The sequence below is a fragment of the Enterococcus sp. DIV1767 genome (assembly GCF_050542585.1).
GTDB lineage: Bacteria > Bacillota > Bacilli > Lactobacillales > Enterococcaceae > Enterococcus_D > Enterococcus_D innesii.
On record NZ_CP172936.1, the window covers coordinates 974,929 to 989,235 of the forward strand.

Genomic DNA, 14,307 nt, shown 5'->3' on the forward strand with positions numbered 1-14,307 from the left:
TGACCGATGTCGCTCAAAGAGAAACTGACCAATTTTTTTGGATTGACTGACGAAGAAGATTATTACGAAGAAACATATGCCACTGAAGAACCGGCACGAACAGCATCTAAACCGGCTGTGAACCAAGGAGGAGCTTTTACGGCCTCCAGAACATCCGCGAATACGTATGCATCTGGCCAAGCGGCAACCCGTACAACAAGTCAACCACAAAATCAAGCTTATCAATACAGACAGCAACCTCAAACTGCTGCTTATCAACAATCCTCAGCTGCGGCTGAACGAGTAAGATCGGTACCTAAGACGGAAGAAAAAGTCGTTCCGATGGCGCAACAAAGAACCAATACGAGAGTCAAAGATACAAAAGCAAAAGAAACTTCCTCGCAAGTGGCAGGAAAAATAACGATCGTAGAACCACGTGTTTACTCTGAAGCAATGGGGATTGCGAAGCAAGTCATCAATGGTGATGCTGTACTTGTTAATTTTCATTTAATTGAAGAGTACCAAGCTCGTCGAATAGTTGATTTTTTAACAGGAACAGTGTACGCTGAAGATGGTGATATCAAGCGCGTTGGCGATGAAATTTTTCTTTGCACGCCTAAGGGTATGGAAATTGAAGGCACTGCCCAAACATTAGCAGATACCAATTTTTTTGATATCTAAAGTGAGGAGGAACGCCAATTTTATTCTTGAGATTCGTTAAATTACTGAGTGATGCTGTTTATCTGTATACCATTTTATTAGTGATCTATGCACTTTTGTCTTGGTTTCCAGGAGGGTATCAATCCGCTTTTGGCCGTTTCTTGGCAAAAGTGTGTGAACCGTATTTGAGTTTATTTGATCGATTGAAATTAAGTTTTGCTGGTATCGATTTTACGATTGCATTTGCAATTATTGTCTTACAGCTAGCATCACAAGCATTGATATTGATCCTACAATCAATTTTATTTTAACGTAAGGGGTGGTTATCGGTGAACGCAAATGTCTATCAACATTTTCGAAACGATGAACGCCCTTTTATTGATTCCGCTCAAGGATGGATCGAACAAGTGCAAATGCAGTATGCGCCATACTTGACTGATTTCTTAGATCCAAGACAAGCGTATATCTTAGAAAGCTTGATTCGTCAATCAACGGATTTAAGCTTCCGTTTTTTTGGCGGATACGAAGCTGCTGAAAGACGACGCTGTTTAATTTATCCTGATTACTTTGAGCCCACCACCGATGAGTTTGACATGACTTTATTTACGATTCAATACCCGAAAAAATTTACGGTTTTGAGTCATGGAAAAGTTTTGGGCACGTTAATGGGGACTGGAGTCAAGAGGGAATACTTTGGAGACATTCTTTCCGATGGTGAAATATGGCAAGTATTCGTTGCTACTGAAGTCAGTCATTTTATTCAACTACAAGTGGATAAAATCGGCAACGTATCGGTACGTTTGGAAGAAACGAAATATACCGATTTGATCGTGCCTAAAGATGGCTGGACCGAGGAAAGAGAAACGGTTAGTTCATTGCGTCTTGATACAGTGATCTCCGCCGTGTACAACATCTCTCGTCAGCGTTCGAAACAGTTGATCGAATCAGGAAAAGTAAAAGTAAACTGGACAGAAGCATTACGACCAGATTTTGTTCTGGATTTACTGGATATCGTTTCAGTAAGAGGATTTGGTCGGATTCAAATACAGGGGTTAGAAGGAACCACGAAAAAAGAAAAAGTTAGATTGTTATTAGGTGTATTACGTAAATAAATCAAAGAGGTGTATAGAATATGGCATTAACTCCATTAGACATTCAAAATAAAAACTTTTCAGTAAAAATGAGAGGCTACAATCAAGACGAAGTCGATGACTTTTTGGATATGATTGTTCGTGATTATGAAGAAGCTGTTCAACGCAATCGTGAGTTAGAGAAATCATTGAAACATGCAGAAGAAAAACTCGAATACTTCAATGAATTGAAAGACGCCTTGAACCAATCCATTATCGTGGCTCAAGATACGGCGGATAAAGTAAAAACAAGCGCAAGCAAAGAATCAGAAGTAATCGTTACTTCTGCCCAAAACCGTGCGGATGAGATGGTTGCTACTGCAGAAAAACATGCCCATGCCTTGATGACCTCAGCAGAAGAAAAAGCCAAAGAGATTTTGACAGATGCAACAAATAATGCACGTCAATTGGCGACAGAAACAAATGACTTGAAGAAGAAAACCAGAGTCTTCCATAACAACTTATTAGTTATGTTGCAAACGCAATTAGAACAAGTGAAGAGCCCTGAATGGGAAGAAATTTTGGCGCCATTTTCAAGCTATGTACAAGATTCCCACCAAGTGATCAGAGAAGTTTTGTCAAAAGAACTTGACAGTGAAAATGGTTCTGGAGTAAACTCAGAAGCAGTGGAAACATTTGATGTGGACATTGTTGAATCAGATGAAAAAATCGTTGATGTAAGTGAAAGCCCTGAAGTGAAAACGTTAGATGATGCGAGAAACTTATTAGACGAGTTGAACAAAACAGATAACAACTAAGACACAGAACAGAAAAATTTCTTATATTTTTCAAGCGAGTTTGGGAGAGTGGAAGCCAAATAAAACCCTGTAAGAAATCAGATCATCTGTGAGTTGCGTTCTTGAAAGAGCTGACTTTTCAAAGACTCGAGTAGAGAACGACGCCTGATCCCGTTACCGATCATCAAAGAATTGTCAAATGACAATTAAATTTGGGTGGTACCACGAACACGTTCGTCCCTTGCCAGGGACGGACGTGTTTTTTGCTGTGAATCACTATGATTGGCTTGCGAAGCAAGACAGAATAGATGATGAACAGTACTAGGCGACCATAGGGAGCGTAGTAACCGTACTAGGAATCACTATGATTGGCTTGCGAAGCAAGACAGAATAGATGATGAACAGTACTAGGCGACCATAGGGAGCGTAGTAACCTTACTAGGAATCACAATGATTGGTCCGCAAAGCGGAACAGAGCAGATGATGAACAGTACTAGGCGACCGCCGGGAGCGTAGTAACCTTACTAGGAATCACAATGATTGGTCCGCAAAGCGGAACAGAGCAGACGCTAGCCAGCTGTTAACAATCAGTGAATCCTGAATGCTTTGAATTTATGGCAACCAATCCATTTGACAGGTTCAATAGAAGCAATCGGTTGATCGAGTCGATGGATTTTGAAACTATACCAAAACGTTGAGAGACGAAAAGGAGCGAAACAAGAATGAAAATGAAAGAAACACTGCATCTTGGAAAAACCGCTTTTCCAATGCGAGGCAACTTGCCAAACCGCGAAGTGGATTGGCAAAAAGAATGGGAAGAAAATCAATTGTATCAACGTCGTCAAGAATTAAATGAAGGCAAGCCAACCTTTGTCTTACACGATGGCCCTCCCTACGCAAATGGAAACATCCATATCGGACACTCATTGAACAAAATCAGTAAAGACATCATCGTACGTTCCAAATCGATGTCAGGTTTCCGTTCCCCTTATGTACCTGGTTGGGATACTCATGGTTTACCGATCGAACAAGTACTGACCAATAAAGGGATCAAGCGCAAAGAAATGAGCTTGGCAGAATATCGCAAAAAATGTGAAGAATATGCTTTGACACAAGTGGATACGCAAAGAGCTGATTTCAAACGTTTAGGCGTTTCTGGTGACTGGGATCATCCATATATCACATTGACACCAGACTATGAAGCAGCAGAAATCCGCGTGTTCGGAAAAATGGCAGAAAAAGGCTACATCTACAAAGGATTGAAACCAATTTACTGGTCACCATCTAGTGAATCATCATTAGCAGAAGCTGAGATCGAATACAAAGATGTGAAATCACCATCGATCTATGTGGCTTTCCCAGTCGCAGATGGCAAAGATTTGCTTGATTCAGATACAGCTTTTGTTATCTGGACGACGACGCCATGGACCTTACCAGCGAATCTAGGAATCTCTGTGAATCCAACCTTTGCCTATGTTCAAATCTTGGCCGATGGCCGCAAATTCGTCGTGGCAAAAGATTTATTAGAAACCGTGACGAATGAGATCGGTTGGGAATCTGTCGAAGTTTTACAAGAATTGGCTGGCGATCAATTGGAAAAAATGACGGCACAACATCCTTTTTATGATCGTACGTCTCTAGTAATGTTAGGTGACCATGTGACATTGGATGCCGGTACTGGTTTGGTCCACACTGCACCAGGACACGGGGAAGATGACTACATCGTCAGCAAAAAATATGGTCTAGATGTCTTATCACCAGTCGATAGCCGTGGGGTCTTCACAGAAGAAGCACCAGGATTTGAAGGGGTCTTTTATGACAAAGCCAATCCAATGATCACTGAGCTTTTAGAAGAAAAAGGAGCCCTACTAAAACTAAACTTCTTTACTCACAGCTATCCACATGATTGGCGGACGAAAAAACCAGTCATCTATCGGGCAACACCACAATGGTTTGCGTCTATTGATAAGTTCCGTCAAAATATTTTGGATGAGATCGAAAAAGTAGATTGGATCATTCCATGGGGCAAAACCCGTTTATACAATATGATTCGCGACCGCGGCGACTGGGTGATCTCTCGTCAACGTGCGTGGGGCGTTCCGTTGCCAATCTTCTATGCAGAAAACGGTGAAGCTATCATTACGCCTGAAACGATTGAGCATGTGGCAAACTTATTTGCTGAACATGGTTCAACGATTTGGTTTGAAAAAGAAGCAGAAGAATTACTGCCAGCTGGCTTCACGCATCCGGGCTCACCTAACGGCAAATTCTCGAAAGAGACTGACATCATGGATGTTTGGTTTGATTCAGGTTCTTCTCACGAAGCGGTGTTACGTCAACGTCCAGAGTTGACATTCCCAGCTGACATGTACTTGGAAGGTTCTGACCAATATCGTGGGTGGTTCAACTCAAGTATCACGACTAGTGTTGCGATCAATGAAGTCGCACCATATAAAGCCGTCTTGTCTCAAGGCTTCACCTTAGATGGCGAAGGTCGCAAGATGAGTAAATCTCTTGGTAATACCATTGCACCAGAAAAAGTGATCAATCAAATGGGTGCGGATATTTTGCGCCTTTGGGTCAGCAGTGTTGACTACGAAGCGGATGTCCGAGTGTCTATGGATATCTTGAATCAAGTGTCAGAAGTCTATCGAAAAATTCGCAATACCATGCGTTTCTTATTGGCTAATACGAATGATTTTGATCCAGCAAAAGACAGCGTACCATTTGAAAACTTGCGTTCTGTTGATAAATACATGATGGTTCGCTTGAATCAAACGATCAAAACGATTCGGGAAGATGGCTATGAAAAATATAACTTCTTGCATATTTACCGGACAGTCATCAACTTCTTGACAGTCGATATGTCATCCTTCTATTTGGATTTTGCAAAAGATGTCGTTTATATCGAAGCTGAAAATGATTTCCAACGTCGCGCCATGCAAACCGTCTTCTATCAAACAGCGGTTGCGTTGACGAAATTACTGACGCCGATCATTCCCCATACGGCAGAAGAAATCTGGTCACATTTGAAAGAAGAAGAGGAATATGTTCAATTAGCGGAGTTCCCTGGCTATGATACATTTGCTAACCAAGAAGAGCTGCTTGATTTATGGCGTGCTTTCCTTGATTTCCGTGACAATGTCTTAAAAGCATTGGAAGAAGCGCGTAATGCAAAACTGATTGGGAAATCGTTTGAAGCAAAAGTGACTGTCTATCCAACCGAACCGGTTGCGGCACTACTAAAAGCTATCGATTCAGATATTGCACAACTGCTGATCATTTCACCAGACTTCTTAACGATCAAAGAAGCAGGGGAAGCAGCACCAGAAGCGGCCTATCAATTCGAAGACGTGGCGATCTTAGTGGAAAAAGCCGAAGGTGAAGTCTGCGAACGTTGCCGCCAAGTCCGTGTAGATGTTGGTGTAGAAGAGCAACTGCCAACACTTTGCGGCCATTGTGCAGCCATCGTCAAAGAAAACTATCCCGAAGCAGTTGCAGAAGGCTTTGAAAAATAAAAGAACGAAAAAAGATGACCCCATTGCGGGTCATTTTTTTTTGAAATTAGTCAAGCTTGTTCCTTGAAAATGGGACATAAACAGCTGTTTGTGACATCCAAATGAGAAAATCTAGCTTAATTGATAACGATTCTCATTTGTTTGCAATAATTTTCCGACAGTTTATTGTATAATAAAAAAACCTTATTAGACGAAGATTCCTGCCTGTGATTTACTAGTCACTATTTGTTCAATGGATTTAAGTAACCCTTGAAGGAAGAAATCAACGAGCACGGATCAAGTAAAAAAAACTTGCCAGATAGAAAAACAGATTGTAAACTGTTAAAAATCGGAATATTCAGAATATTGAAAGAAAGTGTGATTCCATGAGTGATTTAGAGATGATGAGGAAAACGAACCAAATGATGTACGATGCCGCTTTTGAAAGAGATGCTTGTGGGATGGGCTTTATTGCACAAAAAGATGGTCGCTATTCTCGAGAACTTGTGCAAAATGCCTTAACGATGTTAGAACGGATGAACCATCGAGGGGGAACTGGGGCAGAACCTGACACAGGAGACGGAGCTGGGATTTTGATGGCGATGCCTGATCCATTTTTTCAACAGCGAGCAAAAGAGGCCGAAATCCCATTGCCTGAAAAAGGCGCCTATGCTGTTGGGATGTTTTTTTTACCGAAAGAAAAGCTCCGAGCAGCACAGGTCCAAGAAGAAGTAGCTAAAGACATTCAACAAATGGGTTTTACGGTTTTATGGCAACGAGATGTGCCTTATGATTATTATCAATGTGGGCCAGGAGCGCAAAAAGTCATGCCCTCATTTGTGCAAGTCTTTATTGAAAAACCTGTCGATGTAGCTGCAGGCCGTCCCTTTGAAGATCAGCTTTATCGGTTACGGCGAAAACTGGAAAAAACGTATCATACCGATGAGCTGTCTATCTGCAGCTTATCTAGTAAGACAGTTGTTTATAAAGGGATGCTGCATGCCTATCAAGTTGGCTTGTTTTTCAAAGATCTTCAAAGCCCAGAAATGACTTCCAGTATTGCTTTGACCCATTCTCGTTTTTCAACGAATACCTTTCCAAGCTGGAGTCGGGCGCAACCTTTTCGTTTCTTAGCCCATAATGGCGAAATCAACACATTACGCGGGGCGGAAAATTGGATGCATGGACATCAGATCGAAGTCTACGATGACGAAAACTCCGATTCGGCGAAGTTGGAAAATTGTATGGAGTATTTGTATCGTCAAGGTCGAGACATTCCCCAAGCACTGTTGATGATGGTGCCAGAAGCATGGTCCAAAGAAGCTGGCTTGACGCCAGAACTGACGGCTTTTAATGAATACAATGCAAGCTTTATGGCCCCTTGGGATGGACCAGCAGCTTTATGCTTTACCGATGGGGATCTGGTAGGAGCTGCACTCGATCGAAATGGGTTGCGGCCATCTCGCTACTCGATCACGAAAGCTGGTTTTGTTATCGTGGCCTCTGAGTCAGGGGTTGTCGATTTGCCAGCGTCAGAAGTGATTGAAAAAGGGGTGCTTGGACCAGCAAATATGTTTTTGGTGGATACCAAAAAAGGGGTGATCTTACGCAATCAAGAAATCAAAGCGCATTATGCGAACGCCCATCCTTACCAAGAGTGGTTAGCGGATCACTTATTAACACCAGAGCTGCTTCCTGACGCAGAAAGACAGGAGGAAACGGCAGATGAAGCGATCCAGACCCTTTGGAAACGAAATGGCTACACGGATGAGATCATTCGCACGTTGATTTTACCAATGGCTCAAACGGGAGAAGAACCAGTGATTTCCATGGGGTTTGATTCACCCTTAGCCATCTTAAGCGAACGTCCCCAATCTTTGTTTACGTACTTTAAACAACAATTTGCTCAAGTGACCAATCCGCCAATCGATGCGATTCGTGAAAAATTGGTAATTGGTACCGAACTGTTTTTAGGTCGAGATGGTGATGTTTCAAAGGACATTCGAATCAATTGCAATAAGCTGAAGATTGCTAGTCCTGTGTTAAAAACGAGTGAATATGAAAAAATCAAACAGTTAGATCAAAATGGTCAAAAAGCAGTTTTGCAGTCGATTCTCTATGATTATGTACCAGAAAATGGAGCAGCATTGCAGCAAGCGTTAGAAGCGCTTTTTAAAGAAACGGAACAAAAAATTGATTCTGGGGCAACGATCGTCATTTTAAGTGATCGGGAAGTCATTCAGCCGCAAGAAGGAAAAGTGGCGATTCCGATCCTTTTGGCAGTATCAGGCCTGCACAATTACTTGGTGCGAAAAGGCAAACGTTCCTTGGCATCGATCGTTGCGGATACTGCGGAAGTCTGTGAGGTCCATCATTATGCCATGTTAGTCGGCTACGGAGCAAGTGGGGTCCACCCTTATGGGGCTTACCAGACATTGGCGCATTTTGAGCTTTCAGAAAAGATTGAAAGTTACCGCAAAGCTTGTGAGAAAGGTATTGTCAAAATTATGTCACGGATGGGGATTTCAACGATTGCCGGTTACCATGGGGCGCAATTGTTTGAAGCTGTTGGTATCTCTGAGAAAGTTATCTCCGAATACTTTACCGGCACGGTTACTCGTATCGGTGGACTTTCATTAGCGCAAATCGAGCAAGAATACTTAACGCGTTATGAAGCGGCGTATGGCGAGAAACGCGTGGATTATCTTGATTCGGGTGGTAGTTTCCAATACAAAGCTGACGGGGAACATCATCTGTTCAATCCAAAAACAATCTATGGATTTCAAAAAGCTGTTCGTACCGGCAGCTATGCGCTTTATAAAGAATATGCGGCGGAGATGAACCAAGACGCGTTAGAGAATCCAACGACCCTCCGTTCTATGTGGACTTTTGCGAACACAAGACGCAGTATTCCATTAGCTGAGGTGGAGCCAGTTGAAACGATCGTCAAACGATTTAAAGTCGGTGCGATGTCTTACGGCTCTCTAAGTGAAGAGGCGCATCGCTGTATTGCTGAAGGAATGAATGCGATCGGGGCAAAATCCAACAGTGGAGAAGGTGGAGAAAACCGAAATCGTTTCAAACCAGTGAATGGCATTAATTATAATAGTCGCATCAAACAAGTAGCTTCTGGCCGTTTTGGTGTCAACGCCGAATATTTAATGAGTGCGGACGAACTCCAGATCAAAATGGCGCAAGGGGCGAAACCTGGTGAAGGGGGGCAATTGCCAGGCAACAAAGTCTTCCCGTGGGTCGCTGAGATTCGTGGCTCAACACCTGGGGTCCGATTGATTTCGCCGCCACCACATCACGACATTTATTCGATTGAAGACTTAGCCCAGCTGATCTATGACTTAAAGGCAATCAATCCCTATGCACGGATCAATGTCAAATTGGTTTCTAGTACGGGCGTGGGTACGATCGCTACCGGTGTCGTCAAAGCCGGCGCAGACGTAGTCGTGATCTCAGGCTATGACGGTGGGACCGGTGCTTCTCCGAGAAATTCGATTCGTGATGCTGGCTTGCCTTGGGAAATGGGGCTTGCAGAAGCCCATCAAACGTTAGCTATGAATCATTTGCGGCAGCGAATGACCTTAGAGACAGATGGAAAATTAATGACGGGTCGAGACATCGCCATTGCTGCTCTTTTAGGAGCAGAAGAATATAGCTTTGCCTCTTTAGCGCTAGTTGCGATTGGTTGTGTCATGATGCGGGTTTGCAGTATCAATACATGTCCTGTCGGCATTGCTACGCAAAATCCAGCGTTGCGCAAATTTTTCGCAGGGAAACCTGAGCACATCATCAATACGATGTACTTTTTAGCAGAAGATTTACGGGAAACAATGGCCGAGCTAGGGTTTCGCACGATTGATGAGATGGTAGGACACGCGGAAGTGTTGACACCACGCTTCGTTGCCAAAGGCAAAGCAAAATCATTAGACTTTTCGAAAATGATTGGGACGACGATCCCAATCGAACGCAAAGTGACCGACCCATTCCTTGAGAAACGACAATGGCCAGAATTAGACGCTTTTGCCCAAGCAGCTATCGACAATAATCAAGAAATCGTTATGAATCATACGATCAATAATGTTCAACGTTCAGTCGGCGCTCGTTTAGGGGGCTGGATCGCAGAACGCTTTGGCAATTACGAAGTAACGCCAGGTTTGTTGCAGTTTACGTACCGCGGCATTGCTGGACAAAGTTTTGGGGCGTTTGCCACCCAGGGCATCCAGTTGAAACTGATTGGCGAGGCCAACGATTATGTAGCCAAAGGACTGAGTGGTGCCCGTTTGATCATTGTGCCGCCTGATGATGCCGCTTATGACGCAGAGCATTCACCGATTGTCGGTAACGTTGCTTGTTTTGGGGCGAATCGGGGTGAAGGCTATTTCCGCGGCATTGCTGGCGAACGCTTTTGCGTCCGTAATAGTGGAGCCAAAGTCGTTGTAGAAGGTGTTGGGGACCATGGCTGTGAGTACATGACTGGCGGCGTCGTGGTGATTTTAGGAAAAACCGGCCGCAACTTCGGTGCCGGAATGTCCGGTGGCGTGGCATACGTCTATGACCCTGATCAAACTTTTGCAGAAAAATGCAATCGGGAAATGGTTGATTTGTACCGGATTGGCGAAAGTGGCGATGACCATCAGCTGAAGGAGATGATCCAGCAGCATTTTGCCTATACAGATTCATTGAAGGCGGCTGAGATTCTAGAAGATTGGGAAAATCAGCAGCAACATTTCATCAAAGTCTATCCGACAGAGTACCATCAGATGATCCAAGCAACGGAGACTTTGGCTGAGCAAGGATTTATCGGGGAGGAACTTGTGACGAAAGCTTTCGAAGCCGTCGTCGGTCCACAATTGACTATTCCAGGAAAGGAGCGCGACTAATATGGCAGATCCATTTGGTTTTTTAAAGTACCCAAGAGTAGAAAATCCTACCCGACCGGTTTCAGAACGTATCCAAGACTGGCAAGAATTACAGACGCCGTTGCCTGAAAATGAGCGTCAAGAGCAAGCGGCGCGCTGTATGAATTGTGGCATTCCTTTTTGTCATACTGGTTCTTTTTACGGCGGGCAACGGGCGGTTTCAGGTTGTCCCAATGACAACCTGATTCCTGAATGGAATGATCTGGTTTATCAAGGGCGTTTCCAAGCCGCCTTTGAGCGTTTAGCCAAAACCAATCCACTACCAGAAATGACAGGGCGTGTCTGTCCTGCTCCATGTGAAAAAGGCTGTACCGAGGCACTGAATGGCTCAGGTGTCACGATCCATGACAATGAACGTTTTATTATCGATACTGCTTTTGAAAACGATTGGGTCAAAGCTTCCGGGTTGCCTCAAGAAGCGACTGGTTTCAAGGTGGCCATCGTTGGTAGTGGACCGGCTGGTTTATCCGCTGCTTGGCGCTTGAATCAACTAGGACATCAAGTGACGGTCTATGAACGCAGCGATCGCTTTGGCGGTTTGCTAATGTATGGTATCCCAAACATGAAATTAGACAAAGATGTCGTGCAGCGACGTATTGATCTAATGGCAGAGCTAGGCGTGACCTTTGTCGCTAATACGGAGATCGGTCGTGACTTGTCAGCAGAGGAATTGGCTGCTCAGTATGATCGGGTCATTTTGGCGACAGGTGCCAGCGTTCCTCGTGACTTGAAAATTCCTGGTCGTGAATTGACTGGGGTCCAATTCGCAGTCGATTATTTGACGGAAGCAACCAAAGATGTATTAAAGCATGGCAAAGCGGCAACCAGTAAAAAACTTGCTGGCAAGCACGTCGTCGTGATTGGCGGCGGCGACACTGGAAATGATTGTATTGGCTCAGCGATTCGGCAAGGAGCCGCTTCTGTGCGCCAATTGGAGATCACGCCCCAACTGCCATTGACACGTACCGACAGCAACCCTTGGCCTGAATACCCAATGACAGCCCGCACAGGCTATGGGCAAGAAGAAGCGGCTGAAGTGCTGCAAACACAAGTGACGTATCATGGGGTGTCCACAACGGCCTTTATCGGCGCCGAACGTGGCCAGTTGATTGCTATTGAAACGGTCTCGGTGGATCAACAGTTTCAGCCGATCCCTGGTACAGAGCAAGTGATCAAGGCGGATTTAGTCTTGTTGGCAATGGGCTTTATTGGCGCAGAGACCCAACTCTTTGATGCCTTTGGTGTGCGAGAAGTTTATGATGATTATACAACAAATAATGAACGGGTCTTAGTGGCAGGCGATGCTAAAAGAGGACCAAGCTTAGTGATCTGGGGGATTCGTGAAGGACGCCTAGCGGCAGAAAAAGTCGACCAAGCGTTACGATCATTGGTGTATCAATAAGCAAACAATAAAAAACAACCTGAGCAGCTCGTCCTCCTTCTAAATCAGAAGGGGAGCAGTGAAATGCTCAGGTTGTTTGCATGTTAGGAAGTTGGCTCAGATGGATGGGGCTTTGATCGCTGTTCATTTTTTTCCATTGCTGCCTTTGGTAGGCGAATCGAAAAGACGATGGTTTCGTCACGGCTTTCCGCCCAGATTTTTCCACCTAATGCTTCAACGATTTCTTTGGCGATCGGCAGCCCCAGACCGGTTCCACCAGTCGCAGTCGCTCGTGAAGCGTCCATCCGATAAAAAGGCTCAAAAATCAAGCCAATTTTTTCAGCAGGGATCGTTTTCCCGTGATTGGTCAATCGAATCAAGATATCATCAGAGGCACTGATGGCTAAATGCAAGGGGGAATCGGTATAACTATAGTTGATGGCATTGCGGATCAAGTTATCAAAAACGCGTTCCATTTTCTCCGTATCAACGGTCGCAAAGACTTTTTTCTGTAGCTGCAGTTGCCAATGAAGGTTCTTTTCTTCTAACAGCGGTAAAAATTCGAACGTCAACTGTTCCAGCATTAAGCTAAGATCCGTGGTTTCGGTCTGTAAGGCGATCGTTGTAAGATTAAAACGGGTGATTTCGAAAAACTCGCTGATCAATAATTCTAGCCGCTGGGCTTTTTGCAAGGCGATCTTGGTATAGCGTGCCCGTAGTTCGGTAGAAAGCTGTGGTTCCTCTTCTAACAGCGTCAAGTAGCCGATCACACTGGTCAAAGGTGTGCGTAAATCATGTGCGAGATACACAATCAAATCATTTTTCCGCTGCTCTGCTTCTTTGGCTGCTCGTTGATCTTGGAGATTTTTTTCCCGTAACTGGTTCATTTCTTCTTGGACATCGATCAGATTGCTGGAGAGAATGATTCGCTTCGTGGGTTCGGCAATCAATTGATTCGTGGCTTGGATCGTTTCATTCAAATAGCTGATGGCTTTACTCATATAATAAATCGTTGTACTTGCCCAGATCAGCAAGGCACCGATGGCTAGACAGACGAGCCAATAATCAGCAAAAAGCCGTAATATTTGATAAATGGGCTCATAGCCGTACCAAACCCTCAATCCTGCTACAAAGCGAACAGTTAAAGGGATCAGAATTAAGAGGAGCATTAAAACACCTGTGGTGATAAAGTATTGAGTCAAAAGTTTCCGAATCAATGGACTTCTATTTTTCAATGATATAGCCGACCCCCCATACAGTTTTGATTAATTTCGGTTTGCGGGGTTGTTCGTTTAGCTTTTCCCGCAGACGGGCAATATGTGCCATCACTGTGTTATTGTTGTCTAAATATTTTTCTTTCCAGACTGCTTCAAAAAGGGTTTCCGAGGTAACGACAGATCCTTGGTGTTCAAATAAGTAAAGCAAGATTTTAAATTCGATGGGGGTCAAAAAAACCTCTTTGCCATAAAGAAAACATTGGTGGCTGTTGATTTTCAACAGTAAGCCTTCCTTTTCGTATTCTTCAATCTTCTGCGGAACAGCTGACTGATTGTATCGTTGGTATCGCCGTAGTTGCGTTTTGACCCGAGCAACAACTTCTAATGGATTGAAAGGTTTGGTCACATAATCATCTGCACCTAGGCTTAGACCGGTAATTTTATCCAGATCTTCTCCTTTGGCAGTGAGCATCAGTACTGGAAAAAAGTGGGTTTTGCGAATGTTCTGTAACAGCTGAAAGCCGTCGATATCCGGCAGCATCACATCTAAAACTGCCACATCGACTGTTTCTTTTTCGAGATAAGCCAAAGCACTCGTCCCATCATAAAAAGGTTCCACTTGGAAGCCTTCATTTCTTAGAAACGTCGTGACTAACTCGGCGATTTCTTTTTCATCATCAACAACGATTATTTTTTCTGCCATCCTTGATTCACTCCAACTATCTACGATCATTTTTTCATTTACATTACCATTTACTCTACCCACATCATACCG

Annotated in this window: 9 protein-coding genes and 1 other annotated feature; of the genes, 7 read left to right on the plus strand and 2 right to left on the minus strand. The window is 44.0% G+C overall.

What is annotated here, in order from left to right; all coding sequences use genetic code 11:
* Nucleotides 1-6 precede the first annotated feature (6 nt).
* The 7 genes from IGI78_RS04675 (at nt 7) to IGI78_RS04705 (ending at nt 12,336) form a co-directional block, all read left to right on the plus strand.
* The gene (locus IGI78_RS04675; RefSeq protein ID WP_077453524.1) at nt 7-660 is read left to right on the plus strand and encodes a cell division protein SepF; all 654 of its coding nucleotides are present in this window, start codon (nt 7-9) and stop codon (nt 658-660) included.
* A gap of 26 nt (nt 661-686) precedes the next feature.
* Entirely contained in the window at nt 687-950 is a 264-nt protein-coding gene (locus tag IGI78_RS04680; protein ID WP_005228822.1) for a YggT family protein, read from the plus strand.
* A gap of 18 nt (nt 951-968) precedes the next feature.
* Nucleotides 969-1,751 carry an RNA-binding protein gene (locus tag IGI78_RS04685; protein WP_430618535.1) on the plus strand — a complete coding sequence of 261 codons (783 nt, stop codon included), beginning with the start codon at nt 969-971 and terminating at the stop codon, nt 1,749-1,751.
* 20 nt (nt 1,752-1,771) lie between these two features.
* A complete protein-coding gene (locus tag IGI78_RS04690) occupies nt 1,772-2,527 on the plus strand; it encodes a DivIVA domain-containing protein (RefSeq protein ID WP_077453523.1) in 756 nt (251 codons plus the stop codon).
* Nucleotides 2,523-2,751 (plus strand) — a binding site (T-box leader). Its footprint overlaps the gene before it by 5 nt.
* Nucleotides 2,752-3,228: 477 nt before the next feature.
* Entirely contained in the window at nt 3,229-6,024 is a 2,796-nt protein-coding gene (gene ileS / locus IGI78_RS04695) for an isoleucine--tRNA ligase (RefSeq protein ID WP_081118411.1), read from the plus strand.
* A 365-nt stretch (nt 6,025-6,389) separates the two neighbouring features.
* Entirely contained in the window at nt 6,390-10,895 is a 4,506-nt protein-coding gene (gltB, locus tag IGI78_RS04700) for a glutamate synthase large subunit (protein ID WP_430618536.1), read from the plus strand.
* A 1-nt stretch (nt 10,896) separates the two neighbouring features.
* Nucleotides 10,897-12,336: a glutamate synthase subunit beta gene (locus IGI78_RS04705; RefSeq protein WP_081118413.1), complete on the plus strand. Its 1,440-nt coding sequence runs from the start codon at nt 10,897-10,899 to the stop codon at nt 12,334-12,336.
* 83 nt (nt 12,337-12,419) lie between these two features.
* Here the strand turns inward: IGI78_RS04705 and vanS are convergent, their stop codons facing one another.
* Together vanS and vanR-C are read right to left on the minus strand one after the other, a co-directional pair.
* Nucleotides 12,420-13,550: a vancomycin resistance histidine kinase VanS gene (vanS, locus tag IGI78_RS04710; RefSeq protein ID WP_430618537.1), complete on the minus strand. Its 1,131-nt coding sequence runs from the start codon at nt 13,548-13,550 to the stop codon at nt 12,420-12,422.
* The gene (gene vanR-C, locus IGI78_RS04715) at nt 13,540-14,235 is read right to left on the minus strand and encodes a vancomycin resistance response regulator transcription factor VanR-C (protein ID WP_200126913.1); all 696 of its coding nucleotides are present in this window, start codon (nt 14,233-14,235) and stop codon (nt 13,540-13,542) included. Before vanR-C ends, vanS begins: the two co-directional genes overlap by 11 nt.
* Nucleotides 14,236-14,307 lie beyond the last annotated feature (72 nt).

Coding starts and splice junctions, on each gene's coding strand:
- vanR-C (WP_200126913.1), bottom strand. CDS start 14,235: ATGGCAGAAAAAATAATCGTTGTTGATGATGAAAAAGAAATCGCCGAG.
- gltB (WP_430618536.1), top strand. CDS start 6,390: ATGAGTGATTTAGAGATGATGAGGAAAACGAACCAAATGATGTACGAT.
- ileS (WP_081118411.1), top strand. CDS start 3,229: ATGAAAATGAAAGAAACACTGCATCTTGGAAAAACCGCTTTTCCAATG.
- IGI78_RS04675 (WP_077453524.1), top strand. CDS start 7: ATGTCGCTCAAAGAGAAACTGACCAATTTTTTTGGATTGACTGACGAA.
- IGI78_RS04705 (WP_081118413.1), top strand. CDS start 10,897: ATGGCAGATCCATTTGGTTTTTTAAAGTACCCAAGAGTAGAAAATCCT.
- IGI78_RS04690 (WP_077453523.1), top strand. CDS start 1,772: ATGGCATTAACTCCATTAGACATTCAAAATAAAAACTTTTCAGTAAAA.